Below are 25214 nucleotides of genomic sequence, written 5' to 3' on the forward strand. Positions count from 1 at the left end.
ACAGGATTCCACCATGACCACTCCCATTCCCGCCACCCTGATTCCCGGCGACGGCATCGGCCCCGAGATCGTCGAGGCCACCGTGGCCGCGCTCGACGCGCTGGGCGCACCCTTCGCCTGGGACCGCCAGATCGCCGGCCTGGGCGGCGTGCAGGCCGCCGGCGACCCGCTGCCCCAGGCCACGCTGGACAGCATCCGCCGCACGCGGCTGGCGCTGAAGGGCCCGCTGGAGACGCCCTCGGGCGGCGGCTACCGATCGTCCAACGTGCGCCTGCGCGAGGAGTTCAAGCTCTACGCCAACCTGCGGCCCGCGCGCACGGTGATCCCGGGCGGGCGCTTCGACAAGATCGATCTGCTGGTCGTGCGCGAGAACCTCGAAGGCCTGTACATCGGCCACGAGCACTATGTGCAGATCGACGACGATCCGCACGCCGTGGCCATGGCCACGGGCATCAACACGCGGGCCGGCAGCCGCCGCATCCTCGAATATGCGTTCGACACGGCGATCGCCACCGGCCGCAAGAAGGTCACGCTGGTGCACAAGGCCAACATCATGAAGGCGCTGACGGGCATCTTCCTGGAGACCGGCGAGCAGCTCTATGCCGAGCGCTACCAGGGCAAGTTCGCGCTGGAGACCGTGATCGTCGACGCCTGCGCGATGAAGCTGGTGCTGAACCCCTGGCAGTTCGACATGCTGGTGACGACCAACCTGTTCGGCGACATCCTCTCGGACCTCGTGGCCGGCCTGGTCGGCGGGCTGGGCATGGCGCCGGGTGCCAACATCGGAAAGGACGCGGCGATCTTCGAGGCGGTGCACGGCTCGGCGCCCGACATCGCGGGCAAGGGCATCGCGAACCCCGTGGCCATCATGCTGGCCGCCGCGCTGATGCTGGAGCACGTGCAGCTGCCAGACCTCGCGCGCCGCTTGCGCGAGGCCATCGACGCCACCCTGAACATCGACCAGGTGCGCACCGGCGACCTGGGCGGCCAGGCCGGCACGGCCCGGTTCACGCAGGCGCTGGTGGCGCGCATCCGCGGCGGCTAGGCTGCGGCCGCCAGGTCGCGTTGCCGCGCGGGGCCGTACAGCACGCGCCCGCCCAGCGCCGGGTCGAGCACCACGCAGTTGCGGCCCCGCGCCTTGGCCTCGTAGAGCAACTGGTCGGCCCGGCGGCACAGCGACGCGGCGGACTCGTCCGGCGCCAGCAGCGCGCAGCCGGCGCTGACGCTCAGCCGGTCGGTGGTGGCCGAGGCGGCATGCGCGATGCCGAGCGCGCGCACCTCCTGCAGCATGCGCGCGCCCAGCGCCACGGCGTCCTGCGCGGTGGCGCCGTGCAGCAGCAGGCACATCTCCTCGCCGCCGGTACGGAACGCCTGGCCATGCGGCGGCGGGGCGATGCGGTCCAGCGCGCGTGCGAGGCGCTGCAACGCCAGGTCGCCGGCCTGGTGGCCGCAGGTGTCGTTGTAGAGCTTGAAGTGGTCCACATCCAGCATGACCAGCAGCGCGGGCGCCTCGCGCTGGCGCGCCGCGTCCAGCGCGGCCGTGAAGACGCGCCGGTTGAACAGGCCGGTGAGCGCGTCGCGCGAGGCCTGCCACCGCAGTTCGTGCAGCAACAGGAACTGCCCGCGCTGGGCGTACTCCCGCATGTAGGCGCTGGTGGCGCCGGCCACGCCGGCCACCAGCATCAGGATGGCCAGCCGCGTGAGCGTCGCGGCCGCATCGGCCTGCGGCAGCACGGCGCCCAGCACCGCCACGGCGCCGGTGCAGGCCAGCGCCACGGCCGCGGCCTCGAAGAAGCCGAGTCCCAGCGGCAGGAAAACGGCGATCATGACCAGCGCCAGCACCCAGTTGTCGTGCGACTGGCGCAATTCGAGGTAGATGGCGATGGCCGCGGCCCCACCCAGGGTCAGCAGGAACAGCATGCCGGCCACCAGCACGCGCTGGCGGGGGTGGTGGCCGCGCCACAGCGCCACCATGCCGACGACGAAGACCAGCAACACCAGCGCGCGGATCGCGGCCAGCCGCCACAGCGGCGCAGGCCAGTGCGGAAAGCGCGCCACCAGGTCGAGCCGCGCGAAGTCCATGCCGATGAACACCAGCCAGACGGCCATGCCGGCCGCTCCGGCCACCAGGGTCAGGTGGCTGAGTCCCTGCAGCGATGCGGCGCGGTACTCCGCCTCCAGCGCTGGCGCGAACCGCAGCCAGCGGAAGCCGGCCCGCAGCTGCTGGCCGTAGGGCGTATCGGTGGTCTCGGTCGGCAGCGGAGGAGCGAACATCGAACGTGGAGCCTTGCGTCGGTGCAGGCAGCGTGTGCCGGCGGGCAACAATGCCGCCCGGTGCGGCGCCTGTTGCCGCATCTTTGCCGGAGAACCTGCCCATGACCGCATGCATGTTTGTAATCACCTGTATCCCGGAGGGTGCATGAGCACCGCCGGGCCGCTCCGGGGGGTGCCCGTCCTTTCCCTCGCCGAGGCGCGCGTGCTGGGCGTGCTGATCGAGAAGCAGCGCACCGTGCCCGACACCTATCCGCTGACGCTGAACAGCCTGGTGGCCGGCTGCAACCAGAAGACCAGCCGACATCCGGTGATGGAGCTGAGCGAGGCCCAGGTGCAGGACGCGCTGGACAGCCTGCGCAGCATGGCCTTCACCAACGAGACCAGCGGTGGGCGCGCCATGCGCTATGCCCACAACGCCGATGGCGTGCTGCGCATCCCGTCGCAGTCGCAGGCGCTGCTCGCAGTGCTGTTGCTGCGCGGGCCGCAGACGGCGGGCGAGCTGCGCATCGCCAGCGAGCGCATGCACAACTTCGCCGACATCTCCTCGGTCGAGGCCTTCCTGGACGAACTGGCCGAGCGGCCCGCCGGTGCGCTGGTGGCGCGGCTGGCGCGGTTGCCCGGTGCGCGCGAGAGCCGCTGGATGCACCTGCTGTCGGGCGATGCGCCCGAGGCCGCCGCTGCGCTGGACGCGCCGCTTTCGGCGGCCGATCCGGTCGGCGAAGTGCCCGCGCTGCGTGCCCAGGTGCAGCGGCTCGAAGGCGAGGTGGCCGCGCTCAAGGCCACGGTGGCGCGGCTGTGCACGGAGTTGGGCATCGCCCCGCAGGCCTGACGCGCGGCGCAGATGTAACTCCTCTTGAACGCGCCGCTGCACACCGGAAACCGCAGCAGAATCACCGTCCCGCACCGTATGCAAGACAAGAGGAGACTTTCGATGCGTTGGACCTTTTCCCTTTCGCTTTCCGTCTGCGCCGCCGGCTGCGCGGCGGTGTGGACCAGCGCCGCGCTGGCGGCCTCGCAGGCGCCGGTGGCGGCCGAGAACGGCATGGTCGTCTCGGCCCAGCACCTGGCCACGCGCGTCGGCGTGGATGTGCTCAAGGACGGCGGCAACGCCGTCGACGCGGCGGTGGCCGTGGGCTATGCGCTGGCCGTCGTCTACCCGGCGGCCGGCAACCTGGGCGGCGGCGGCTTCATGACCATCCGCCTGGCCGATGGCCGCAGCACCTTCCTGGATTTCCGCGAGAAGGCGCCGCTGGCCGCGACGGCCAACATGTACCTGGACAAGGACGGCAACGTCATCAAGGGCGCGAGCACGCTGGGCCACCTGGCCGTGGGCGTGCCGGGCTCGGTGTCGGGGCTGGAGTACGCGCGCGAGAAGTACGGCACGCAGCAGCGCGCCACGCTGATCGCGCCGTCGATCAAGCTCGCGCGCGACGGCTTCGTGCTGGAGCAGGGCGACATCGACCTGCTGGCCACGGCCACGGCGGACTTCCGCCGGGATGCGCCGACGGCCGACATCTTCCTGAACCGCGGCGAACCGTTCCAGAGCGGCCAGAAGCTCGTGCAGCGCGACCTCGCGGGCACGCTGCAGGCGATCAGCGAGCGCGGCGTGGACGGCTTCTACAAGGGCCCGGTGGGCGCTGCCATCGTGGCCTCCAGCCAAGCGGGCAAAGGCATCATCACGCAGGCCGATCTGGACCAGTACAAGACGCGCGAGCTCAAGCCGGTGGAGTGCAACTACCGCGGCTACGGCATCGTCTCGGCACCGCCGCCGAGCTCGGGCGGCGTGGTGATCTGCGAGGTGCTGAACATCCTGGAAGGCTACCCGCTCAAGGACCTGGGCTGGGGCGCGGCGCAGGGCGTGCACTACCAGATCGAGGCCATGCGCCACGCCTACGTGGACCGCAACAGCTACCTGGGCGATCCGGACTTCGTCAAGAACCCGATGGAGCGGCTGCTGTCCAAGGACTACGCGGCGCGCATCCGCGCGGCCATCGCGCCCAACCAGGCCGCCAGCAGCCGCGCGCTCAAGCCCGGCGTGGCGCCGCACGAGGGCAGCAACACCACGCACTACTCCATCACCGACAAGTGGGGCAATGCGGTGTCGGTCACCTACACGCTGAACGACTGGTTCGGTGCCAAGGTCACGGCCGCAGGCACGGGCGTGCTGCTCAACAACGAGATGGACGACTTCACGGTCAAGGTCGGCGTGCCCAACCTGTACGGCCTGGTGCAGGGCGAGGCCAATGCCATCGCGCCCGGCAAGCGGCCGCTGTCGTCCATGAGTCCGACCATCGTGACCGGCAAGGACGGCCAGCCGCTCATGGTGGTCGGCACGCCGGGCGGCAGCCGCATCATCACGGCCGTGCTGCACACGATCCTCAACGTGCTGGACTACGGCATGACGGTGCAGGAGGCGGTGGACGCGCCGCGCTTCCACCAGCAGTGGCTGCCCGAGGCCACCAACGTGGAGGCGCGCATGCTCTCGCCCGACACGCGCCGCATCCTGGAGGGCTGGGGCCACCAGTTCGCCGCGCCGCAGCCGGCCAACCACCTGGCCGTGATCCTGGTCGGCGCGCCGGCGCTGGAAGCCAAGCCCGTGCCCGGCAAGCGCTACTTCGGCGCCAACGATCCGCGGCGCAATACCGGTCTGGCGGCGGGGTACTGAGTCAGGTCCAGCCCAGGAACGCGCGGACCTGGGCGGCCTGGGCCAGCGTGTCGGCGCGGCCCAGCGCCATCAGTTCGCCCGTGAAGCCGGCATCGAACAACAGGTAGCTTGCGAAAGCGGAGGACTGTGTGGCCGCATGGGCGGCCGGGCCGCCGGCCGCGAACAGCCGGCGCACCACGCCCGGCAGCGCCTGCGCATGGCGCGCGGCGATGGCGTCCAGCCGCTGCGAGGGCGCGATCAGCAGCAGCTCCACCGGCCGCAGCGCCGTGGCGGTGCGCGCCGCGGCAGGCACCAGGGCCAGCGTCTGGTTGATGCGGTGCAGGCGTTCCACGTCCACGCCCAGCGCGTCCAGGAAGATGCTGGACAGCGCATGGCCGGCGATCTGCGCCGCGCTGGGTTCGCCGGTGTGCAGGGTAGGGCTGCTGCCGCGCGGCTCCTGCAGGCGGCCCGCGCCGACGGCCAGGATGCGCGCGGCGCCCAGGTGGATCGCGGGCGACAGCGGCGCGGCCTGGCGCATCGAGCCGTCGCCGAAGTACTCGGCCGCATCCGCCGGCCCGATGGACATGGCCGGGAACACGAAGGGAATGGCCGAGGATGCCAGCAGGTGCGCATGCGTGATGGACCCCGGCACGGCGCGGCGCTGCGACCGCAGCCAGGGCTCCATGGGCGCGGCCGACTGGTAGAAGGTGCAGTGGTCGCCCGCGCTGTAGCTCGATGCGGTGACGGCCAGCGCCCGCAGGTGGCCGGCACGCAGCAGTGCGGGTAGCCGGTCCAGCGGCACCAGGCGCTGCAGCAGCGCGGCCAGCGGCTGGTTGTCGAGCAGGCTGTGGGGCTGCGCGATGCGCCAGCGCGCGAGCAGCCGGGCCATGCCCCAGAACATGCGCACGCGGCCGGGCTGGTCCAGCAGATCGAGCGCATCGGCACGGTAGACCTGCCCGGGCCGCAGGTGCGCCCAGACCTCGGCGATGGCGGCCACCGCAGCGTCGAAGTCGTCGGTGCCGCAGGCCAGCGCCGCGGCGTTGATGGCGCCGGCCGACGTGCCCACGATGATGGGGAAGGGGTTGCCCGTGCTGGCGGCCGCGGTGTCCTGGCGCAGCTGCGCCAGCGCCTGCAGCACGCCGACCTGGTAGGCGGCCCGGGCGCCGCCGCCCGTCAACACCAGTGCCGTGGCGGCGGAAGGGGAAGGGTGTGCCATGGGTGACAAGTCTAGGGGCGCACCCGGATGCTCCGGGCAGGTCTTCTGGCCTACTCTCGGCCGCTCCGTCCACTTCCGGCCCGTGCCCATGTCCCTGACCGTCGACCGCCCCCACCACAAGTTCTGGCCCTCGCGCGTGCCGCGTGCACTGACCGTGCCGGCCACCTCGTTGTGGCACAACCTGGCGACCAGCGCGGCGCGCTACCCCGACAAGCCGGCCCTGGTGTTCTTCGACCGCGTGACCACCTACGCGGCGCTGGCGGCGCAGGCCGAGGCGCTGGCCGGCGCGCTGGCCGCGCAGGGCGTGCAGCGTGGCGACCGCGTGGCGCTGTTCATGCAGAACTGCCCTCAGCTGGTGGTGGCGCACTTCGCGATCCTGCGGGCCAATGCGGTGGTCGTGCCGGTCAACCCCATGAACAAGGCGCAGGAGCTCGGGCACTACCTGGTCGATGCCGACGCCAAGGTGGCGATCACCACCGGCGACCTGGCCGGCGAACTGGCCAAGGCCAGCGATGCCTTGCCGGCAGCACAGCGGCTGGCGCACCTGGTCGTCACGCAGTTCAGCGATGCCTTCGATGCCGCGGCGGCCGACGGCCCGGCCATGGCGCCGGCCTGGCGCAACTGGTTGCTGGCGCGCCACCCGCTGCCGGCGCTGGCCGACGGCGCCGTGCACGCCTGGGATGCGCTGCTGGCGCAAGGCCTGGCCGCGCCGGCGCACACGGTGGGCGCGAACGACATGGCGCTGCTGCCCTACACCAGCGGCACCACGGGGCTGCCCAAGGGCTGCATCCACCACCACAGCAACCTCATGCACAACGTGGTGTCCAGCACGTTGTGGTCGTGCTCCAACTCCGAATCGGTGGTGCTGGCGGTGGTGCCCATGTTCCATATCACCGGCATCGTGAGCATGATGCACACGGCGATCGCTTCCGGGGCCACGCTGGTGCTGATGCCGCGCTGGGACCGCGACGTGGCCGGCCACCTGATCTCGCGCTGGAAGGTCACGGCCTGGACCAACATCCCCACCATGGTGGTCGACCTGCTGGCCAGTCCCAACCTGCCGAACCACGACCTCACCAGCCTGCAGCAGATCGGCGGCGGCGGCGCGGCCATGCCGCAGGCCATCGCCCAGCGCCTGGTGGAGCAGTATGGCCTGCGCTACCAGGAGGGCTACGGCCTGACCGAGACGGCCGCGCCCACGCACACCAACCCGTTCGAGCGGCCCAAGCAGCAGTGCCTGGGCATCCCCATCTCGACCACCGACGCGCGCGTGGTCGATCCCGACAGCCTGCAGGAGATGCCCGTGGGCGAGTCCGGCGAGATCATCGTGCACGGCCCGCAGGTCTTCCACGGCTACTGGAAGCAGCCCGAGGCGACGGCGGCTGCCTTCGTCGAATTCGAAGGGCGGCGCTTCTTTCGCACCGGCGACATGGGCCGCATGGACGAGGACGGCTATTTCTTCATGACCGACCGCCTCAAGCGCATGATCAATGCCAGCGGCTTCAAGGTCTGGCCGGCCGAGGTGGAGCTGCTGATGTACCGCCACCCGGCCGTGCAGGAGGCCTGCATCATCGCCACGCAGGACGCCTACCGCGGCGAGTCGGTCAAGGCCGTGGTGGTGCTGCGGCCCACGCACAAGGACACGGCCGCAGAAGACATCATCGCCTGGTGCCGCGACAACATGGCGGCCTACAAGGTGCCGCGCCAGGTGCAGTTTGCCGACGCCTTGCCCAAGAGCGGCAGCGGCAAGGTGATGTGGCGGCTGCTGCAGGAGGCGGAGTCGTCCGCGGGCTGAGAGCGGGCGCTCCAGCGCGTCAGCGCGCCGGTGCCCGCCGGGAGAACGCGCGCAGCAGCGCCGCCTTGAGCGGGCCCTTCAGCCGCTCGGTGCGCGCGCCCAGCAGCCACACCACGGCGAGCGGCCCCAGCACGACGGGCAGCATGCGGTGCTCCCACCAGCCGAGCCAGTGCACCAGCGCCCCGAAGAACTGCAGCAGCGGGTTGTGGAACAGGTACAGCGCGAACGTGAAGCCGGCCACGTAGCGGATCGCGCGCTCCAGCCGCTGCGGCACCGATGCACTCTGCTGCAGCAGGCGCCGCGCGCCCACGAAATGCAGCGCGACGAGCGCACCCACGAGGTAGTTCGCAAGGAAATTGGACGACCAGCCCAGGCGCTGCGTGGTCGCATCGCCCAGCCATTGCACGGTGAACAGGGCCAGCCCCTCGGGCAAGGCCGAGTAGCGGTAGGCCAGGTAGCCGGCCAGCGTGCCCGCGCACAGCACGCCCGCAGCCAGGGGCGCCATGCGCTGCGCGAGCGGGCTGCGGTAGGCCCACACGCCCGCCAGCCAGACCGGCAGCAGCAGCAGGATCCGGGGGCCCATGACCAGCACGACCAGACCGCACGCCAGCCAGCGCATGCGTCCGCGCGCGAAGAGCCAGGCGCCGAACAGCACGTAGTACCAGAACTCGTAGCCCACGGACCAGTAGGGCGTGTTGGAAAACGGGTGCAGCGACCAGAACCACAGTTCGTTCAGGAACAGCAGGCTGGCCACCGCGCGGGCGACCGGATGGCTGTGTTCGTACCACGGGAAGTCGTACAGCGTGGGGGCGAGCTGGATGCCGATGCCGTCGACCAGCATCGTCAGCAGCAGGGCCGGCACGCAGACCGACCACAGCCGTGCCAGCCGCGCCGCTGCGTAGCCGCGGGCGCTGGCGGCCTCGCGCGTGGCCACGTGCGCGATCACGAAGCCGGACAGCACGAAGAACAGCATCACCGCATCGTTGCCGAAGACCGCGAAGCGCCAGAAGAACGGCAGCCCGCCCGAGAAGCGCTCGAAGCTTGCGTGCAGCATGAAGACCGCAAGCGCTGCGAGAAAGCGCAGCAGATCCAGGTAGACCGACAGACCGCGGCTCACGTGTTTTTTCCTTGTTCGTGGACTTGCACCGGCGGGCGGCATTGTGACCGAGCCGCATGGCCCGCCGCCCGGGCGGGCACGAAGCGCGCTTGACCTACATCAAGTGGGGGCGCGCGGAGATAGCATCGCGGCGAACCACTGGCCCATCGGGTCCCCCATGCCGCTTCGCATCTTCCTCGTGGAAGACAACCCCCTCATCCGCCAGACCATGCAGGAAATGCTGGAAGAGGTGCTGGGCGCGCAGGTCGTGGACTGGGCCGATGGCGAGAGCGCGGCCATCGAGGCCATGCGCCGCACCGAGTGGGATGTGGCCCTGGTCGACCTGTTCCTGGTCCAGGGCTCGGGCCTGGGCGTGGCCAGGGCCTTCGAGCAGCGCCGCGCGGGGCAGCGCATCTATGTGCTGAGCAACTACGCGACGCCCAGCATCCGCGAGCGCTGCAACGCCATGGCCATCGACGGCATCTACGACAAGTCCACCGAACTCGACCGGCTGCTCGAGGTGCTCGAAGAGCTGCCGCGCCCGTGACGGGCCGGTCTCAGGCTGCGGCGGCGCGGCGCGCCTTCAGGCTGGCCACGTAGCTTTCGCGCGTGCCGGACACGTGCACGCGCATGAGTGCGTCGAAGGCCGCGAAGTCGCCATCGCTGAAGTAGGCCAGCAGCTGCTGGTGCTGCTCGTAGCCGGCCGGGCGCAGCACGTCGGCCGGGGCCGACAGGTGCGTGCGCAGCGCGGCGATCTTGGCGCCGGCGGTGGCGTAGGCCGCCTGCAGGTAGCTGTTGCCGCAGTGCAGGACGAAGGCCTCGTGCAGCCGCGTGTCGGCGCGGCTGTAGCGCACGCCGTCCTTGCTCTTGCGGGCCGCGGCCATCTCGGCGACGGCGGCCTTGATCTCGGCGATGGTGTCCTCGCGCGCATGGCGGAATGCGAGCTCGGCCGCGCGTGGCTCGATCAGGCTGCGGAACTCGCACAGGGCTTCCACGTCGGCCTCGGTCGCCTCGAACACGTAGCTGCCGCGCTGCGGCTTGACCGCCACCAGGCCCAGCAGCTGCAGCTGGTTCAGGGCCTCGCGCACGGGCGTGCGGCTCACGCCGAACGAGGTGGCGAGCTGCTCCTCCGGAATCATCTCGCCCAGCGCGAACTGGCCGTCGACGATGGCTTCGCGCAGCCGCTGCGCGACCTGGGTCGCCAGCGAACGGGGGGCTTCGATCTTGAAACTGGGTGCGCTCACGGCGCGGTCTCCTGGTGGGTGCACCTTCACGGCAAGGGGCGCCTGAGTCTCGCAGAACTGGGCAATTTCCCGCGCAGGGCAGCGCATTCTGCCATCCGTGTTTGTACTAGTGCTTCAGTACCTTACATACAAGGATACTCGCCGGCCATGAACACGACCACACCGGCGGGCGCAGACGCGGCCCGCGCCATCGAAGTGCTTTCCACGCTGCGTGAGCAGCTGGGCGCGGCCGCGGTGCTGATCGGCGCCGACGTGCCCGAACGCAACCGCAACGACTGGAGCACGCAGCCGCCCACCCACCCGCTGGCGGTCATCCGCCCGGTGGACGCGGCCGGCGTCTCGGCCGCGCTGCGCGCCTGCCGCGCGGCCCGCCTGCCCGTCGTTCCCCAGGGCGGCCTGACCGGCCTGTGCGGTGGCGCACGGCCCGAGGACGGCTGGGTCGCGCTGTCGCTGGAGCGCCTGGTGGGCGTGGAAGAGATCGACCCCGACAGTTCCACCATGACCGTGCGTGCCGGCACGCCGCTGGAGGCCGTGCAGCGCGCCGCCAGCGACGCCGGCCTGTACTTCGCGCTGGACCTGGGCTCGCGCGGCTCCTGCGCCATCGGCGGCAACCTGTCGACCAACGCCGGCGGCAACCGCGTGATCCGCTACGGCATGGCACGCGAACTGGTGCTGGGGCTGGAATGGGTGCTGCCCGACGGCACCATCGTCACCAGCCTGAACAAGATGATGAAGAACAACGCGGGTTACGACCTCAAGCAGTTGTTCATCGGCAGCGAAGGCACGCTCGGGATCATCACGCGCATCGTGCTCAAGCTGCACCCGCAGCCGGGCTGCACCATGTCGGCCCTGTGCGCGCTGCCCGACTATCCGTCGGTCGTGCGCCTGCTGAACGCCTCGCGGCGCGGCCTGGGTCCGCTGCTGTCGGCCTTCGAGGTCATGTGGCCCGACTACTGGGAGGTCGTCACCAAGCGCGTGGGCGTGCGCCCGCCCGTCACCGGAGACCACGGCTTCTACGTGCTGGTCGAAGCCCAGGGCACGGACGAGGCCGTGGACGGCCCGCGCTTCGCGGCCTGGCTGGAGCAGTTCGCCGACAGTGGCGGCCTGGCCGACGCGGCGCTGGCCCAGTCGGTGGCCGACACGCAGTCGTTCTGGGCGCTGCGCGATGCCTGCTCGGAGTTCTTCCAGGCCCTGGGCCCTCACGTCTCGTACGACGTGGCGCTCGCCGTGCGCGACATGGACGCCTTCGCCGCCCAATGCAAGGCCGCGCTGCTGGCGCAGATCCCGGGTTGCGAGAGCGTCTACTACGGCCACATCGGCGACGGCAACGTGCACCTGGTGGCCTGGGTCCCCGGCCTGTCCATCGAGGAGCAGCCCAAGAAGCGCATGGACGAGGTGATCTACAGCACCGTGCGCGACTTCAAGGGCAGCATCTCGGCCGAGCACGGCATCGGCACGGCCAAGAAGCCTTACCTGTCGTACGCGCGCAGCCCGGAAGAGATCGCCCTGATGCGCACGCTGAAGGCAGCGCTGGACCCGCAAGGCCTGCTGAACCCCGGCAAGGTGATCTGATGGACCGGCTCTTCAAATGCATCGAGGCCGTGCTGGCAGCATTGCTGCTGGGCATGGTGCTCATGGTCTTCGGCAACGTGCTGCTGCGCTACGCGTTCAACTCGGGCATCCAGGTGTCGGAGGAGTTGTCGCGCTTCTTCTTCATCTGGCTGACCTTCATCGGCGCCATCATCGCGATGCGCGAGGGCGCGCACCTGGGCATGGACAACTTCGTCAGCAAGCTCTCGCGCCGGGGTAAGCTGGTCTGCCTGGCGCTGTGCCAGGGCCTGACGCTGATGTGCTGCGCGATGCTGTTCCGGGGCACCTGGGTGCAACACGAGATCAACGCCACCACGTCTGCGCCGGTCACCGGCCTGTCGATGATCTGGGTGTTCGGCGTGGCCTATCTGACAGCGGGTGCCATCGGCATCATGGCGCTGCGCACGCTGTGGCGCATCGCCACCGGCCGCATCACCGACGACGAACTCGTCTCCATCAGCGAGAGCGAAGAGAACCTGCACCCGACCACCCCCGTGGAGGCCCGGTCATGACCATCGCCGTCTTCGCCTTCTCCCTGCTCGGCGCCATGATGCTGGGCCTGCCGATCGCGTTCGCGCTCTTGGTCTGCGGCGCCGCGCTGATGGTCGCCCAGGGCCAGATCGACACCACCATCCTGTCGCAAAAGCTCATCGAGGGGGCCGACAGCTTTCCGCTGCTGGCGATCCCGTTCTTCATGCTGGCCGGCGAGCTCATGAACGCGGGCGGCATTTCCAAGCGCATCGTGAATTTCGCGCTGGCCTGGGTCGGCCACATGCGCGGTGGCCTGGGCATCGTGGCGATCTTCGCCTCGGTCATGATGGCCGCGATCTCGGGCAGTGCCGCGGCCGACGCGGCCGCCATCGGCGCGCTGCTGATCCCGATGATGCGCAGGGCCGGCTACAACGTGCCGCGCGCCGCCGGCCTGATCGCCGCCGGCGGCGTGATCGCACCCGTGCTGCCGCCGTCCATCGGCCTGATCGTATTCGGCGTGATCGCCAACGTCTCGATCGGCAAGCTGTTCCTGGCCGGCATCGTGCCGGGCCTCATGATGGGCCTGTCGCTGCTGGTGGCCTGGCAGTGGGTGGCACGCCGCGACAACGTGTCCGTGCTGCCGCGCCAGAGCATGGCCGAGCGCGGCCGTGCCGCGGTCGAAGGCGTGTGGGCACTGCTGATGCCGCTGGGCATCATCGGCGGCCTGAAGTTCGGCGTGTTCACGCCGACCGAGGCCGGCGTGGTGGCCTGCGTCTACGCCTTCGTGCTGGGCGCCTTCGTCTACCGCGAACTGCCGCTGCGCCAGCTCTACCCGCTGCTCGTGTCCGCGGCCAAGAGCACGGCCGTGGTGGTGTTCCTGATCGCCGCGGCGCTGGTCTCGGCCTGGCTCATCACCACGTCGGAAGTGCCGCAACAGGTCTCGGCCATGCTGCAGCCCTTCATGTTCAACAAGATCGTGCTGATGTTCGTGATCATGTTCATCGTGGTCATCGTCGGCACGGCGCTGGACTTCGCGCCCACGCTGATGATCCTGACCCCGGTGCTGATGCCCGTGGTCAAGGAGGCCGGCATCGACCCGGTGTACTTCGGCGTGCTGTTCATCATGAACAACGCCATCGGCCTGATCACGCCGCCCGTGGGCATCGTGCTCAACGTGATGTGCGGCGTGGCCAAGATCTCGATGAAGGACCTCATGAGTGGGCTGTGGCCCTTCCTGTGGGCCGAACTCATCGTGCTGTTCCTGCTCGTGCTGTTCCCCGACCTCGTGCTCGTCCCACTGCGCTGGCTGAGCTGATTCCCTTTCTCTTCCCTTCCGGAGACATGACCATGAAGAAACTTTCCCGCGTCGCCCTGACCGCCATGGCCGCCGCCACCCTGGCCTTGGCCGCCGGCACCGCTAGCGCCCAGTTCCAGAACCGCAACTTCCGCGTCTCCAACGGCGTGAGCAAGGACCACCCCATGGCCAACGGCCTGGCGGCCATGGGCGCCTGTACGCTGGAGAAGTCCGGCGGCAAGATGAAGATCCAGGCCTTCTGGGATGGGTCGCTGGGCAGCGACCTGACCAGCACGCAGAGCGTGCGCACCGGCTCCATCGACATGGTGCTGACGTCCACCGCACCGGTGGTGTCCATCGTGCCGGCGCTGGGCGTGTTCGACCTGCCGTTCCTGTTCAACACAGCGGCCGAGGCCGACCAGCTGCTGGACGGCAAGGTGGGCGACTGGTTCTCGGCCAAGCTGCCGGCCGTGGGCCTGGTCAACCTGGCCTGGTGGGAGAACGGCTTTCGCCACACCACCAACTCCAAGCGCCCGATCACGAAGTTCGAGGACTTCGACGGCGTGAAGATGCGCGTGATGCAGAACAACGTCTACCTGGACACCTTCAAGACCCTGGGCAGCAACGCCGTGCCCATGGCCTTCACCGAGGTCTACTCTGCGCTGGAGACGCGCACGGTCGACGGCCAGGAGAACCCGTTCACCAACATCGAGAACATGAAGTTCTACGAGGTGCAGAAGTACCTCACGCTGTCCAAGCACGCCTACAGCCCCACGCTGGTGCTGTTCTCCAAGAAGGTGTGGGACGGCCTGTCGGAGCAGGAGCACGCCGCGCTCAAGGAATGCGCCGTGGTCGGCCGCGCCGAGCAGCGCAAGGCCAACCGCGCCATGGAGGCCAAGAGCGTGGACAACCTGCGCAGCAAGGGCATGGCAGTGAACGAGATCAGCCCGGCCGAGACCGCGCGCATCCGCGAGAAGACCAAGGTCATCTACGAGCGCCACGCCAAGGCCATCGGCGAGGAGCCGATCGCGCTGGTGACCGATGAACTCAAGCGGATCCGCGGGCAATGAGCGCCGCGCCGGGCCGCCCCAAGCAAGCTCGCTCCCCCTTGGGGGGCAGCGAACCACGCGCAGCGGGGAGCGTGGGGGCCACATGCGCCGCGCCGGGCCGCCCCAAGCAAGCTCGCTGCCCCTCGGGGGGACAGGCCGCAGGCCGAAGGGGGTGCAAATGAGCGGTTTGCTCGAAGGACAGGTCGCCTGGGTCACCGGCGGCGGCAGCGGCATCGGCCTGGCCGGTGCTGTGGACCTGGCCAAGGCCGGTGCGCGCGTCGTGGTCTCGGGCCGCGACGCGGCCAAGCTCGACGCCGCCATCGCCGAGGCTGAAGGGCGCGGCGCGCCCGTTGGCAGCATCACGGCCAAGCCGCTGAACGTGGCCGACGCGAAGGCCGTCAACGCCGTGGCGGACGCGATCCAGGCCGAGTTCGGACGGGTCGACATCCTCGTCAACAGCGCGGGGCTCAACTATCCCAAGCGCTACTGGTGCGACACCGACGCCGAGACCTTCGCCGACGTGGTGGGCATCAACCTGAACGGCGCCACCTACTGCACGCTGGCCGTCGTCAAGGGCATGCGCGCGCGCGGGCAGGGCACGGTCATCAACGTGGCCTCGTTCGCGGGCTTCCACTACGAGTACATGACCGGGCCGGCCTACACCTCGAGCAAGGCCGCGATGATGGCGCTGACGCATTCCTTCAACATCGAGGAGTGCGTGAACGGCTTGCGCGCCACGTCGCTGTGCCCGGGCGAGGTGGCCACGCCCATCCTCAAGAAGCGGCCGGTGCAGCCGACCGAGGCCGACAAGGCCCGCATGCTGCAGGAGGCCGACCTGGGCCGCACCATCCGCTTCATCGCCGAGGCGCCCGCGCATGTGTGCGTGAACGAACTGGTGATCTCGCCGGTGTGGAACCGCACCTACGTGCAGGACCAGCCGCTGGTCCGCAAGAAGCCCGCCGCATGACAGCAGCCTTGGTGGTGGCCGTCACCGGCTCGGGCCAGGGCATCGGCCTGGCCGTGGCGCGCAAGTTCGCCGGGCGCGGCGCGCGCGTCGTGATTTCCGACATCGATGCCGCGCGCTGCCAGCGTGCTGCCGAAGAGATCGGCGCCCTGGGCGTGCCGGCCGACGTGACCGATGCGGCGCAATGCCGCCATCTCGTCGAGCAGGCCGTGGCCGCGCACGGTCGGCTCGACGTGATGGTCTGCAATGCCGGCATCATGCAGCTCAAGCCCCTGCTGGAGCTGGAAGGCGCGGACTGGGACCGCATGCTGGGCGTCAACGTCAAGGGTTGCTTCCTGAGCCTGCAGGCCGCGGCGCGCCAGATGCTGCAGCAAGCGCCGCTGGCCGAGGGGCGGCCGCGCGGCAAGATCGTCACGATGGCGTCCATCGCCGGGCGACCGGGCGCCGGGCCTATCGCCTCCGTGATCCCGCACTACCGCGCGAGCAAGGCCGCGGTGCTGAGCCTCACGCAGTCGGCCGCCATCGCGTTCGCGCCGCAGGTCACCGTCAACGCGATCTGCCCGGGCCTGGTCGAGAGCGAGATGTGGCGTGGCATGGACCGCGACTGGGGCGCGCTGCAAGGCCTGGGCGAAGGCCAGATCTGGCAGCAGCGCATCGCCGGCATTCCGATGGGGCGCCCGCAGCGGCCCGAGGACGTGGCGGATGTGGCCACCTTCCTCGCAGCGCCAGAATCGGATTACATGACGGGCCAGGCCATCAATGTCGATGGCGGCCTGATGATGAATTGAACCGATGACCCACCCTGCAATCTCCCTGAAAAGCCTGCTCGCCAGCGGCACCATCGTCCAGGCGCCCGGCGCCTACGACGGCCTGAGCGCCCGCCTGGTCGAGCGCGCGGGCTTTCCCGCGATCTACATGACCGGCTTCGGCGCCACGGCCACGCGGTTGGGCCAGCCCGACATCGGCCTGCTCACGCAGACCGAGATGACCACGCATGCGCGCGACATGGTGCGCGCCGTCGGCATCCCCGTGATCGCCGATGCCGACACCGGCTACGGCGGCCCGTCCAACATCGAGCGCACGGTGCGCGAATACGTGCAGGCCGGCGTCGCGGCGATCCACCTGGAGGACCAGGTGGCGCCCAAGCGCTGCGGCCAGATGGCCGGCATCCGCCTGATCGACGCGGCCGAGAACGCGCGCCGGCTGCGTTGCGCCGTGCAGGCGCGCGGCCAGGATGGTCTGCTCGTCATCGGCCGCACCGACGCGCTGCCGGCCGCCGGCATCGACGAAGCGGTGTCGCGCGCCCAGCGCTACCGGGACGCGGGCGTGGACCTCGTGTTCGTGGACGGCATCAAGACCGTGGCCGAGGTCGAGGCCGTGGCGCGCCGCGTGGCCGGCCCCAAGGTCGTCTCCATCGTCGACGGCACGCCGGCCGTGGCCTTGACGGCGCCCGAGCTGCAGGCGATGGGCTTTTCCATCGTGTTCTACGCCGTCACGGCCCTGTTCAGCGCTGCGCGTGCCGTGCAGGAGTCGCTGGCCGCCCTGCACGCGGGCGGCACGCCGGGCGCGCTGGCGCAGCCCGGCCTGTCCTACGCCGCCTTCGCCGACACCGTCGGCCTGCCGCACCACCAGCAGCTGGACGAACAGTTCGGCGGCTCGGCCTGATTCCACCGACCCGAAAGTCAACCCATGAGCACCCCTGTTTCCCATGCCGGCATCTGGCCCGCACTGCTGACGCCCCTGAACGCCGACCTCGGCATCGACATCCCGAAGTTCGCCCAGCACGCCAAGGCGCTGATCGACGGCGGCTGTGCCGGCGTCACGCCCTTCGGCACCACGGGCGAGGGCCCCTCGTTCACGGTGGCCGAGCGCCGCGCTGCACTCGAAGGCCTGATCGCCGGTGGCGTGCCGGCCGAGCAGATCCTGGTCTCGACCAGCTGCGCGGCCCTGCCGGACACGCTGGAGCTGACGCGCCACGCGCTGTCGGTCGGCGCCACGCGCTGCCTGATCCTGCCGCCGTTCTTCCTGAAGGGCGTGCCCGACCAGGGCATCATCGATTCCTACCGCTACGTGATCGACGGCGTGGCCAACGCGCGCCTGCGCGTGGTGCTGTACCACATCCCCCAGGTCTCGGGCGTGCGCCTGTCGCACCAGGTCATCTCCACGTTGCGCCTGCTGTACCCCGAGACCATCGTCGGCCTGAAGGACAGCGGTTGCACGTGCGCCGACTCCATCGCCTATGCCGAGGCCTTCATGCCCGGCATGCAGGTCTGGGTCGGCAACGAGCCCGACCTGCCCACCATGGGTGCGCGCGGCAGCCTGGGCGCGGTCAGCGGCATCGCCAACGTGATGCCGCATCTGGTCGGCCGCCTGGCGCTGGCGCAGGGCGACGACGCCGCGCAGCGCGACTTGCAGCGCGTGCGCGCCTTCCTGGACATCCTGGGCGGCTACGGCATGACGGCGGCGTTCAAGGCCATCATGGCCATCCTCGACGGCGACGCCGGCTGGCGCCGCGTGCGGCCGCCGCTGGTGGCGCTGGACGATGCGGAACTCGCGCGCATCGACGCGCAGATGGCCGCCTTCGCGCTCGACCGCAGCAAGGACTGATCCCCATGGTGGATGTCGTCTGCATCGCCAGCTGGAATGCCGACCTGGTGTCGCGCGTGGCGCGGCCCATGGCGCGCGGCGAGACCGTGCTGGCGCGCTCCTTCGACATCAGCCCGGGCGGCAAGGGCTCGAACGCGGCCGTGGCCTGCGCGCGGCAGGGCGCGCGCACCGCAGTCGTCGCGCGCATTGGCCGTGACGATTTCGGCCGCATGGGGCTGGACCTGTGGGCGCGCGAAGGCATCGTGACAACGCACGTGGAGCAGGTGGAGGGCGAACGCAGCGGCGTGGCGCAGATCCTCGTGTTCGACGACGGCGACAACAGCATCGCGGTGGCGCCGGGCGCGGGCGTCGGCCTGGGCGCGGCCCAGGTGCAGGCCGCGCAGGCCACGATCGCGGGTGCCCGCATCGTGATCGCCTCCAACGAGGTGCCGCAGGCCGCCACGCTGGCCGCCTTCCGCATCGCGCGCGCGGCCGGCGTGGCCACGCTGCTGAACCCCGCACCGGCGGCCGCGCTGCCGGACGAACTGCTGGGCCTGACCGACCTGCTGACGCCCAACGAGACCGAGCTGCGCAGCCTGGCCGACCTGCCGCCCGACGCGCCGCTGGAGCAGGGCGCGCAGCGCCTGCTGGCCTGCGGCGTTGGGGCAGTGCTGGCCACGCTGGGCGCAGACGGCTGCCGGCTCTGGCGCCCGGGTGCCGCAGCGCTGTCCATCCCGGGCTGGCGCATGGACGCCGTGGCCGACACCATCGGCGCCGGCGACACCTTCAACGGCGCACTGGCCGCGGCGCTCGCGCGTGGCCTGCCACTGGAGCAGGCCATGCAGCGCGCCAATGCGGCGGCGGCGCTGTCGGTGACGGGGCAGGGCGCCATCGGCGGGATGCCGACGGCAGCGCAGGTGGACGCGTTGCTGGCCCGACAGGGCTGACTCAGGCGGGGCCGGCCGCGAACGGATTGACGATGCGCACTGGCCCCATCTTCTCGCCAGTGTTCAGATCCTCGCTGAACAGCACATTGCAGCCGGCCGTCTGCGCGCTGGCCACGATCAGCGCGTCGTAGAAGCCCAGGCTGCGCGTCTGGTGCAGGTCCAGTCCGGCGCGCACGATCACGGGCGTGACCTGCACGATCTCGAACTGCTCGTACAGGTCCAGCCGCGCGCGCAGCTGCTGCGCCGGCATGCGCAATTTCTTCAAGGCCACGTTGCAGTACTCCTGCAGGACCTGCGTGGACAGCACACCGCTGGCCTGCTCATACAGCTGCCTCAAGAGGTCCAGCGCCGCGCGCTGCTTGGCGGGCAGGTCGCTGGCCTCGGCATAGACGAGGACATTGGTGTCGATGAAGGCGCGCTCGGCCATGGCTCAGCGCGCGTTGGCTTCGTCGCGGTCGAAGCGCCAGCCGTCCAGCCGGGTGGAGGCATTCAGGCAACTCTGCTCGAATTGCGCCCATTGCTGCTCGCGCTGGGCGCTGCCGGCCAACTGCTCCAGGTAGTCGCGCACGGCCTGGTTCAGGCTCTTGCCCATCTTCTGCGCAGCCTCGCGCGCGCGCTGCGCTACCTGCTCATCAACGGAAAGCGTGATGTTCATGGAGACCTCCAATTCACACATATTATGTGCGCAAGTTTGATGTGTTTCAAGACTGGCACGCTCCCTGCAAAGACCCCCGTATTCGCCGGCAGCCCTGCCCGCGCGGGCACCGTCCCGGTGACCGCGCACCAGTCCGGCCCGGGAGCGTGCCCCAGATTGGGGATACTCACGGGTTACTCTGTATATACAGGTCTGCTCAAGCGAATGAGACTGCGCGGCGCGTGCCCTTCCCCGGGGTGCGCGCCGGCGACACCAGCGTTCCGAAGCGTTCAACCCCAACCCAGGAGGGCCGCATGGCCAAGACAGTTTTCTCCAAGATTGCCACTGTGCTGGCTGCCGGCGCGCTGGCCGCCATGGCCCAGGGCGCTGCGGCCCAGACCAAGGTCGTGATCGGCATGTCCGGCTGGACCGGCTTCGCGCCGCTGACGCTGGCCGACAAGGCCGGCATCTTCAAGAAGAACGGCCTGGATGTGGAGATCAAGATGATCCCGCAGAAGGACCGCCACCTGGCCCTGGCCTCCAAGTCCATCCAGTGCGCCGCCACCACGGTGGAGACGCACGTGGCCTGGAACACGAATGGCGTTCCCATCGTGCAGATCTTCCAGCTCGACAAGTCGTACGGCGCCGACGGCATCGCCGTGCGCAACGACATCAAGACCTTCGCCGACCTCAAGGGCAAGACCGTGGCCGTGGACGCGCCCGGCACCGCGCCGTACTTCACGCTGGCCTGGCTGCTCAGCAAGAACGGCATGAACATCAAGGACGTCAAGACCGTCACGCTGGCGCCGCAGCCGGCGGCGCAGTCCTTCGTCACGGGCCAGAACGACGCCGCCGTGACCTACGAGCCCTACCTCTCCACCGTGCGCGACAACCCCGCCGCCGGCAAGATCCTGGCGACCACGCTGGAGTTCCCGCACATCCAGGACACGCTGGGCTGCGCGCCCGACTGGCTCAAGGCCAACGGCACGGCCGCCAAGGCGCTGGCCGATTCGTACTTCCAGGCGCTGGACATGATCAAGAGCGACACCGCCAAGGCCAACGAGATCATGGGCGCGGCCGTCAAGCAGACCGGCGAGGCCTTCGCCAAGTCGTCGGGCTTCCTGCGCTGGCAGGACAAGGCGGCCAACCAAAAGTTCTTCGCGGGCGAGCTGGAGACCTTCATGAAGGAAGCCGCGGTGATCCTGCAAGAGGCCGGCGTCATCCGCAAGCAGCCCGACAACTGGTCGGCCATGTACGACGCCAGCTACATCAAGTAAGCCATGGCCGGCGACACCACCCGCGTTCTTCCCTCGGCGGCGCCAGCGGCCACGGCCGCCCCGGCGCGCCGGCGCCGCGGCATGGTGCCGCTGGAGCCCGTCAGCCCGCAGGCCCGCTGGCTGCTGGGCCTGGCCTTCTTCGTGCTGTTCGTGGCCGTCTGGGCGTTCTTCACGCTCGGCGGCTTCGTCTCGCCCACCTTCCTGGCCAGCCCCATCACGATGGTGCAGGAGGCCTGGCTGCTGTTCACCGAGTACGGCTTCATCCACGACATCGGCATGACCGTCTGGCGCGTGCTGGGCGGCTTCATCCTGGCGGCCGTGGTCGCCGTGCCGCTGGGCATCGCGATGGGCGCGTACAAGCCGGTCGAGGCGTTCCTGGAGCCCTTCGTCTCGTTCTGCCGCTACCTGCCGGCCTCGGCCTTCATCCCGCTCTTGATCCTGTGGGCCGGCATCGGCGAGACGCAGAAGCTGCTGGTGATCTTCATCGGCTCGGTGTTCCAGATCATCCTGATGGTGGCCGTGACCGTGGGCGGCGCGCGCAAGGACCTCGTGGAGGCCGCCTACACGCTGGGCGCCGACAGCCGCGGCATCGTGCGCCGCGTGCTGATCCCGGGCGCCGCGCCCGGCATCGCCGAGACGTTGCGCCTGGTGCTGGGCTGGGCCTGGACCTATGTGATCGTGGCCGAGCTGATCGGCTCGTCCTCTGGCATCGGCCACATGATCACCGACAGCCAGGCGCTGCTGAACACCGGCCAGATCATCTTCGGCATCATCGTGATCGGCCTGATCGGGCTGGTCTCCGACTTCATCTTCAAGGCGGTCAACAGGAAGCTGTTCGCCTGGGCCTCCCTATGAGCAACCAGCTGTCTGTCCGCGGCGTCTCGCGCACCTTCACGAGCCCCGGTGGCAAGTCCACCCAGGCCCTGCAGCCGGTGGATTTCGAAGTGCGCAAGAACGACTTCGTGACCATCCTCGGCCCTTCGGGCTGCGGCAAGTCCACGCTGCTGCGCATCGTCGCGGGGCTGGACTATCCGACCAGTGGCCAGGTGCTGCTGGACGGCCAGACCATCGAAGGGCCCGGCGCCGACCGCGGCATGGTCTTCCAGAGCTACACGCTGTTCCCCTGGCTCAACATCGAGCAGAACATCCGCTTCGGCCTGCGCGAGCGCAACCTGCCCGAGGCGCAGCAGAAGGAGCGTGCCGACTACTTCATCGCCAAGGTCGGCCTGCGCGGCTTCGAGCAGCACTTTCCCAAGCAGCTGTCGGGCGGCATGCAGCAGCGCACGGCGATTGCGCGCGCGCTGGCCAACGACCCCAAGATCCTGCTCATGGACGAGCCCTTCGGCGCGCTCGACAACCAGACCCGCGTGCTCATGCAGGAGCTGCTGCTGGGCATCTGGGAGGCAGAGCAGAAGACGGTGCTGTTCGTCACCCACGACATCGACGAGGCCATCTTCATGGCCAGCCGCGTCGCCGTGTTCAGCGCGCGGCCGGGCCGCATCAAGAGCGAGATCGCGGTCGACCTGCCGCACCCGCGGCACTACACCGTCAAGACCACGCCTGCGTTCATGGACCTCAAGGCCCGGCTGACCGAAGAGATCCGCGCCGAGTCCATGGCCGCCGCCGAGCATTGACATGAAGTCCGGCTCCGCGACCGCCCGCCACGCCTCTGCACGCTCCGGGGTTGCACGCTCCGAGGCCGCACCCGCGCTGGCGCTGTACGAGCAGGTCAAGGAGCACATCACGCGCCGCATCCAGAGCGGCGAGTGGCCGGCCGGGCACCGCCTGCCGTCCGAGCACGAGCTCGTGGCGCAGTTCGGCATCTCGCGCATGACGGCCAACCGCGCGCTGCGCGAACTGATGGACCAGGGCCGCGTGGTGCGGGTGGCCGGCGTGGGCAGCTTCGTGGCCGAGGCCAAGCCGCAGTCCACGCTGCTGCAGATCGCCAACATCGCGAGCGAGATCCGCGGCCGCGGCCACGACTACGGCTTCCAGCTGATCGCCGCCGAGCGCGTGGCCGCCTCGCCCGACGTGGCCGTGTGGATGGACGTGCGCATGGGTGAATCGCTCGTGCACTGCGTCTGCCTGCACCTCGAAGACGGCGTGCCCGTGCAACTGGAAGACCGCTACGTGAACCCGCGCCTGGTGCCGGCCTTCCTGGAACAGGATTTCTCCAGCGTGCCGCCCAGCGAATACCTGGTGCGCAACGTGCCGTTCGACCAGATCGAGCACCTGGTCGACGCCGTGCTGCCCACGGCCGAGCAGGCCGAGCGCCTGGCCATGGACCGGGCCGAGCCTTGTTTGCTGCTCACGCGCCGCACCTGGTCGCGCGGGCAGACCATCACGCTGGTGCGCTGCCTGCATCCCGCGTCCCGTTACCGCCTGGGCAGCCGTTTGCGCAACGACGGCAACCAGGGGCTGGCATGAGCGCACGCAGCGGGGATCGACGCCAGCGCGCATGTCGCCGGGCACCGACCGGCGCAACCGTTGCACGGCCGGAGCGCAACGGAGGTGCCTGGCATGAGTTTTTTGCGCCCTTACTTGTATAGACAGGAAATGCGATGAGCACTGAAACCACCACCTTGACGCTTTCGCCTGGCGCTGTGAGCCTGGCCCAACTGCGCCGCATCCACGCGGGGGGCGTGCGGCTGGCGCTGGACGAGGGCGCGCGCGCCGGCCTGCTGGCCGCGCAGGCCACCGTGCAATCCATCCTCGACGCCGGCGCCGTCGTCTACGGCATCAACACAGGCTTCGGCAAGCTTGCACAGACGGTCATCCCGCCAGGTCGCCTGGCCGAGTTGCAGCGCAACCTCGTGCTCTCGCATGCGGTCGGCACGGGCGCGCCGCTGGCGGCCGGCGTGGTGCGGCTGGTGCTGGCGGCCAAGGCCGTGAGCTTGGCGCGCGGCCATTCGGGCATCCGGCCCGAGATCGTCGATGCGCTGCTGGCCTTGTTCAACGCCGGCGTGCTGCCGCGCATCCCGGCCAAGGGTTCGGTCGGCGCCTCGGGCGATCTCGCGCCGCTGGCACACCTGGCCTGCGTGCTGATCGGAGAGGGCGAGGCCGAGCTCGCGGACGGCCGTGTGGTGCCCGGTGCCGAGGCCATGCGCGCTATCGGCCTGGAGCCCTTCGTGCTCGGCCCCAAGGAAGGCCTCGCGCTGCTCAACGGCACCCAGGTCTCGACCGCGCTGGCGCTGGCCGGCCTGTTCGGTGCCGAGAGCGTGTTCGCCGCAGGCCTCATGGCCGGCGCGCTGTCGCTCGAGGCCATCCAGGGCTCGATCAAGCCCTTCGACGCGCGCATCCATGCCGCGCGTGGCCAGCCCGGCCAGATCGCGGTGGCCGGCGCCGTGCGCACGCTGCTGGAAGGCAGCGAGATCATCCCCGGCCATGCCAACTGCGGCCGCGTGCAAGACCCGTACTCGATCCGCTGCATCCCGCAGGTCATGGGCGCCTGCCTGGACAACCTGGCCCACGCATCGCGCGTGCTCGTGATCGAGGCCAATGCGGCGTCCGACAACCCGCTGGTCTTCACCGACACGGGCGAGGTCATCTCGGGCGGCAACTTCCACGCCGAGCCCGTGGCCTTCGCGGCGGACATCATCGCGCTCGCGGTGGCCGAGGTCGGCGCGATCTCCGAGCGCCGCATGGCGCTGCTGCTGGATTCGGGCCTCTCGGGCCTGCCGCCCTTCCTCGTGCGCGATGGTGGGGTGAACTCCGGCTTCATGATCGCCCAGGTCACGGCCGCCGCGCTCGCGTCCGAGAACAAGTCGCTGGCCCACCCGGCCAGCGTGGACAGCCTGCCCACCTCGGCCAACCAGGAGGACCATGTGTCCATGGCCACCTTCGCCGCGCGCCGCCTGGGCGACATGGTGGACAACACGGCCGTGGTCGTCGGCATCGAGGCCATGGCCGCCTGCCAGGGCATCGAGCTCAAGCACCAACTGAAAAGCAGCCCCTTGATGGAAGCCGAGTTCGACGCGATCCGCGCCCACGTGGGCTTCATCGAACACGACCGCTACCTTGCGCCCGACGTGGAATCCATGCGGCAATGGGCGCTGGGTGCCCAGGGCCGCGCCTGGCCCGCCGCCGTCACCGCCATCCTGCCCAGCCACGCCTGAACACCCCTAGGAGAACGC

At 70.0% G+C, this 25214-nt stretch carries 25 protein-coding genes; 19 read left to right on the forward strand and 6 right to left on the reverse strand.

Annotated elements, in window-relative coordinates; all coding sequences use genetic code 11:
- Positions 1-13: 13 nt before the first annotated feature.
- On the forward strand, positions 14-1045 hold the full coding sequence (locus ASF44_RS26140) for an isocitrate/isopropylmalate dehydrogenase family protein (RefSeq protein ID WP_056902202.1): 1032 nt from the start codon (positions 14-16) through the stop codon (positions 1043-1045).
- Here ASF44_RS26140 and ASF44_RS26145 read toward each other — a convergent pair.
- Positions 1042-2274: a diguanylate cyclase gene (locus tag ASF44_RS26145; protein WP_056902203.1), complete on the reverse strand. Its 1233-nt coding sequence runs from the start codon at positions 2272-2274 to the stop codon at positions 1042-1044. The two genes, ASF44_RS26140 and ASF44_RS26145, sit on opposite strands and share 4 nt — an antisense overlap.
- Before the next feature lie 145 nt (positions 2275-2419).
- Here ASF44_RS26145 and ASF44_RS26150 point away from each other — a divergent pair, with 145 nt between their 5' ends.
- Both ASF44_RS26150 and ggt read left to right on the forward strand, forming a co-directional pair.
- A complete protein-coding gene (locus ASF44_RS26150; RefSeq protein WP_056902204.1) occupies positions 2420-3103 on the forward strand; it encodes a YceH family protein in 684 nt (227 codons plus the stop codon).
- Positions 3104-3205: 102 nt separating this feature from the next.
- Positions 3206-4939 (forward strand): gamma-glutamyltransferase, encoded by a 1734-nt coding sequence (ggt, locus tag ASF44_RS26155; RefSeq protein ID WP_369820960.1) that lies wholly within the window; start codon positions 3206-3208, stop codon positions 4937-4939.
- A gap of 1 nt (position 4940) precedes the next feature.
- On the opposite strand, the gene ASF44_RS26160 is transcribed toward ggt, so the two are convergent.
- The gene (locus ASF44_RS26160; RefSeq protein WP_056902206.1) at positions 4941-6134 is read right to left on the reverse strand and encodes a patatin-like phospholipase family protein; all 1194 of its coding nucleotides are present in this window, start codon (positions 6132-6134) and stop codon (positions 4941-4943) included.
- A gap of 88 nt (positions 6135-6222) precedes the next feature.
- Between ASF44_RS26160 and ASF44_RS26165 the strand changes: the two genes are divergently transcribed.
- Positions 6223-7929: a long-chain fatty acid--CoA ligase gene (locus ASF44_RS26165; protein ID WP_056902207.1), complete on the forward strand. Its 1707-nt coding sequence runs from the start codon at positions 6223-6225 to the stop codon at positions 7927-7929.
- A 19-nt stretch (positions 7930-7948) separates the two neighbouring features.
- Here the strand turns inward: ASF44_RS26165 and ASF44_RS26170 are convergent, their stop codons facing one another.
- Entirely contained in the window at positions 7949-9046 is a 1098-nt protein-coding gene (locus ASF44_RS26170) for an acyltransferase (RefSeq protein WP_056902208.1), read from the reverse strand.
- A gap of 157 nt (positions 9047-9203) precedes the next feature.
- On the opposite strand from ASF44_RS26170, the gene ASF44_RS26175 reads away from it, so the two are divergent.
- Positions 9204-9572 (forward strand): response regulator, encoded by a 369-nt coding sequence (locus tag ASF44_RS26175; RefSeq protein ID WP_056902209.1) that lies wholly within the window; start codon positions 9204-9206, stop codon positions 9570-9572.
- A 10-nt stretch (positions 9573-9582) separates the two neighbouring features.
- On the opposite strand, the gene ASF44_RS26180 is transcribed toward ASF44_RS26175, so the two are convergent.
- Complete coding sequence (locus ASF44_RS26180; RefSeq protein WP_056902210.1) at positions 9583-10269, reverse strand: GntR family transcriptional regulator; 687 nt, start codon at positions 10267-10269, stop codon at positions 9583-9585.
- Positions 10270-10416: 147 nt separating this feature from the next.
- On the opposite strand from ASF44_RS26180, the gene ASF44_RS26185 reads away from it, so the two are divergent.
- The 9 genes from ASF44_RS26185 to ASF44_RS26225 all read left to right on the forward strand — a co-directional run bounded on the left by ASF44_RS26185 (position 10417) and on the right by ASF44_RS26225 (position 19170).
- On the forward strand, positions 10417-11841 hold the full coding sequence (locus tag ASF44_RS26185; RefSeq protein ID WP_056902211.1) for an FAD-binding oxidoreductase: 1425 nt from the start codon (positions 10417-10419) through the stop codon (positions 11839-11841).
- Entirely contained in the window at positions 11841-12371 is a 531-nt protein-coding gene (locus ASF44_RS26190) for a TRAP transporter small permease (RefSeq protein ID WP_056902212.1), read from the forward strand. The genes ASF44_RS26185 and ASF44_RS26190 overlap by 1 nt, the downstream gene beginning before the upstream one ends.
- A complete protein-coding gene (locus tag ASF44_RS26195; protein WP_056902213.1) occupies positions 12368-13645 on the forward strand; it encodes a TRAP transporter large permease in 1278 nt (425 codons plus the stop codon). The genes ASF44_RS26190 and ASF44_RS26195 overlap by 4 nt, the downstream gene beginning before the upstream one ends.
- 32 nt (positions 13646-13677) lie before the next feature.
- The gene (locus ASF44_RS26200) at positions 13678-14694 is read left to right on the forward strand and encodes a TRAP transporter substrate-binding protein (RefSeq protein WP_056902333.1); all 1017 of its coding nucleotides are present in this window, start codon (positions 13678-13680) and stop codon (positions 14692-14694) included.
- A 157-nt stretch (positions 14695-14851) separates the two neighbouring features.
- A complete protein-coding gene (locus tag ASF44_RS26205) occupies positions 14852-15640 on the forward strand; it encodes an SDR family oxidoreductase (protein ID WP_056902214.1) in 789 nt (262 codons plus the stop codon).
- A complete protein-coding gene (locus tag ASF44_RS26210; RefSeq protein ID WP_082525058.1) occupies positions 15637-16425 on the forward strand; it encodes an SDR family NAD(P)-dependent oxidoreductase in 789 nt (262 codons plus the stop codon). The genes ASF44_RS26205 and ASF44_RS26210 overlap by 4 nt, the downstream gene beginning before the upstream one ends.
- A 4-nt stretch (positions 16426-16429) precedes the next feature.
- Positions 16430-17302, forward strand: coding sequence for an oxaloacetate decarboxylase (locus ASF44_RS26215; RefSeq protein ID WP_056902216.1), 873 nt, complete (start codon positions 16430-16432; stop codon positions 17300-17302).
- A gap of 24 nt (positions 17303-17326) precedes the next feature.
- Entirely contained in the window at positions 17327-18244 is a 918-nt protein-coding gene (locus tag ASF44_RS26220; protein ID WP_056902217.1) for a dihydrodipicolinate synthase family protein, read from the forward strand.
- A gap of 5 nt (positions 18245-18249) precedes the next feature.
- On the forward strand, positions 18250-19170 hold the full coding sequence (locus ASF44_RS26225; protein WP_056902218.1) for a ribokinase: 921 nt from the start codon (positions 18250-18252) through the stop codon (positions 19168-19170).
- Between the two features lies 1 nt (position 19171).
- Here the strand turns inward: ASF44_RS26225 and ASF44_RS26230 are convergent, their stop codons facing one another.
- Positions 19172-19597, reverse strand: coding sequence for a PIN domain-containing protein (locus ASF44_RS26230; protein WP_056902219.1), 426 nt, complete (start codon positions 19595-19597; stop codon positions 19172-19174).
- Between the two features lie 3 nt (positions 19598-19600).
- Positions 19601-19825 carry a DUF6364 family protein gene (locus tag ASF44_RS26235; RefSeq protein WP_056902334.1) on the reverse strand — a complete coding sequence of 75 codons (225 nt, stop codon included), beginning with the start codon at positions 19823-19825 and terminating at the stop codon, positions 19601-19603.
- Between the two features lie 353 nt (positions 19826-20178).
- On the opposite strand from ASF44_RS26235, the gene ASF44_RS26240 reads away from it, so the two are divergent.
- The 5 genes from ASF44_RS26240 (at position 20179) to hutH (ending at position 25196) form a co-directional block, all read left to right on the forward strand.
- Positions 20179-21081 (forward strand): ABC transporter substrate-binding protein, encoded by a 903-nt coding sequence (locus ASF44_RS26240; RefSeq protein WP_369820964.1) that lies wholly within the window; start codon positions 20179-20181, stop codon positions 21079-21081.
- A gap of 3 nt (positions 21082-21084) precedes the next feature.
- Positions 21085-21936 (forward strand): ABC transporter permease, encoded by an 852-nt coding sequence (locus tag ASF44_RS26245; protein WP_056902221.1) that lies wholly within the window; start codon positions 21085-21087, stop codon positions 21934-21936.
- Positions 21933-22715, forward strand: coding sequence for an ABC transporter ATP-binding protein (locus tag ASF44_RS26250; protein ID WP_056902222.1), 783 nt, complete (start codon positions 21933-21935; stop codon positions 22713-22715). Before ASF44_RS26245 ends, ASF44_RS26250 begins: the two co-directional genes overlap by 4 nt.
- A gap of 1 nt (position 22716) precedes the next feature.
- Positions 22717-23508, forward strand: a complete 792-nt coding sequence (gene hutC / locus ASF44_RS26255; RefSeq protein WP_082525059.1) for a histidine utilization repressor — start codon at positions 22717-22719, stop codon at positions 23506-23508.
- A gap of 134 nt (positions 23509-23642) precedes the next feature.
- Positions 23643-25196 (forward strand): histidine ammonia-lyase, encoded by a 1554-nt coding sequence (hutH, locus tag ASF44_RS26260; RefSeq protein WP_056902223.1) that lies wholly within the window; start codon positions 23643-23645, stop codon positions 25194-25196.
- Positions 25197-25214 lie beyond the last annotated feature (18 nt).

Origin of the sequence: Pseudorhodoferax sp. Leaf274, assembly GCF_001422445.1 — a bacterium.
Lineage (GTDB): Bacteria > Pseudomonadota > Gammaproteobacteria > Burkholderiales > Burkholderiaceae_C > Pseudorhodoferax.

Excerpts from the sequence above, each read along its gene's own strand:
- ASF44_RS26140 (WP_056902202.1), top strand. The coding sequence starts at position 14 with ATGACCACTCCCATTCCCGCCACCCTGATTCCCGGCGACGGCATCGGC.
- ASF44_RS26145 (WP_056902203.1), bottom strand. The coding sequence starts at position 2,274 with ATGTTCGCTCCTCCGCTGCCGACCGAGACCACCGATACGCCCTACGGC.
- ASF44_RS26150 (WP_056902204.1), top strand. The coding sequence starts at position 2,420 with ATGAGCACCGCCGGGCCGCTCCGGGGGGTGCCCGTCCTTTCCCTCGCC.
- ggt (WP_369820960.1), top strand. The coding sequence starts at position 3,206 with ATGCGTTGGACCTTTTCCCTTTCGCTTTCCGTCTGCGCCGCCGGCTGC.
- ASF44_RS26160 (WP_056902206.1), bottom strand. The coding sequence starts at position 6,134 with ATGGCACACCCTTCCCCTTCCGCCGCCACGGCACTGGTGTTGACGGGC.
- ASF44_RS26165 (WP_056902207.1), top strand. The coding sequence starts at position 6,223 with ATGTCCCTGACCGTCGACCGCCCCCACCACAAGTTCTGGCCCTCGCGC.
- ASF44_RS26175 (WP_056902209.1), top strand. The coding sequence starts at position 9,204 with ATGCCGCTTCGCATCTTCCTCGTGGAAGACAACCCCCTCATCCGCCAG.
- ASF44_RS26185 (WP_056902211.1), top strand. The coding sequence starts at position 10,417 with ATGAACACGACCACACCGGCGGGCGCAGACGCGGCCCGCGCCATCGAA.
- ASF44_RS26190 (WP_056902212.1), top strand. The coding sequence starts at position 11,841 with ATGGACCGGCTCTTCAAATGCATCGAGGCCGTGCTGGCAGCATTGCTG.
- ASF44_RS26195 (WP_056902213.1), top strand. The coding sequence starts at position 12,368 with ATGACCATCGCCGTCTTCGCCTTCTCCCTGCTCGGCGCCATGATGCTG.
- ASF44_RS26200 (WP_056902333.1), top strand. The coding sequence starts at position 13,678 with ATGAAGAAACTTTCCCGCGTCGCCCTGACCGCCATGGCCGCCGCCACC.
- ASF44_RS26205 (WP_056902214.1), top strand. The coding sequence starts at position 14,852 with ATGAGCGGTTTGCTCGAAGGACAGGTCGCCTGGGTCACCGGCGGCGGC.
- ASF44_RS26210 (WP_082525058.1), top strand. The coding sequence starts at position 15,637 with ATGACAGCAGCCTTGGTGGTGGCCGTCACCGGCTCGGGCCAGGGCATC.
- ASF44_RS26215 (WP_056902216.1), top strand. The coding sequence starts at position 16,430 with ATGACCCACCCTGCAATCTCCCTGAAAAGCCTGCTCGCCAGCGGCACC.
- ASF44_RS26220 (WP_056902217.1), top strand. The coding sequence starts at position 17,327 with ATGAGCACCCCTGTTTCCCATGCCGGCATCTGGCCCGCACTGCTGACG.
- ASF44_RS26225 (WP_056902218.1), top strand. The coding sequence starts at position 18,250 with ATGGTGGATGTCGTCTGCATCGCCAGCTGGAATGCCGACCTGGTGTCG.
- ASF44_RS26230 (WP_056902219.1), bottom strand. The coding sequence starts at position 19,597 with ATGGCCGAGCGCGCCTTCATCGACACCAATGTCCTCGTCTATGCCGAG.
- ASF44_RS26235 (WP_056902334.1), bottom strand. The coding sequence starts at position 19,825 with ATGAACATCACGCTTTCCGTTGATGAGCAGGTAGCGCAGCGCGCGCGC.
- ASF44_RS26240 (WP_369820964.1), top strand. The coding sequence starts at position 20,179 with ATGGCCCAGGGCGCTGCGGCCCAGACCAAGGTCGTGATCGGCATGTCC.
- ASF44_RS26245 (WP_056902221.1), top strand. The coding sequence starts at position 21,085 with ATGGCCGGCGACACCACCCGCGTTCTTCCCTCGGCGGCGCCAGCGGCC.
- ASF44_RS26250 (WP_056902222.1), top strand. The coding sequence starts at position 21,933 with ATGAGCAACCAGCTGTCTGTCCGCGGCGTCTCGCGCACCTTCACGAGC.
- hutC (WP_082525059.1), top strand. The coding sequence starts at position 22,717 with ATGAAGTCCGGCTCCGCGACCGCCCGCCACGCCTCTGCACGCTCCGGG.
- hutH (WP_056902223.1), top strand. The coding sequence starts at position 23,643 with ATGAGCACTGAAACCACCACCTTGACGCTTTCGCCTGGCGCTGTGAGC.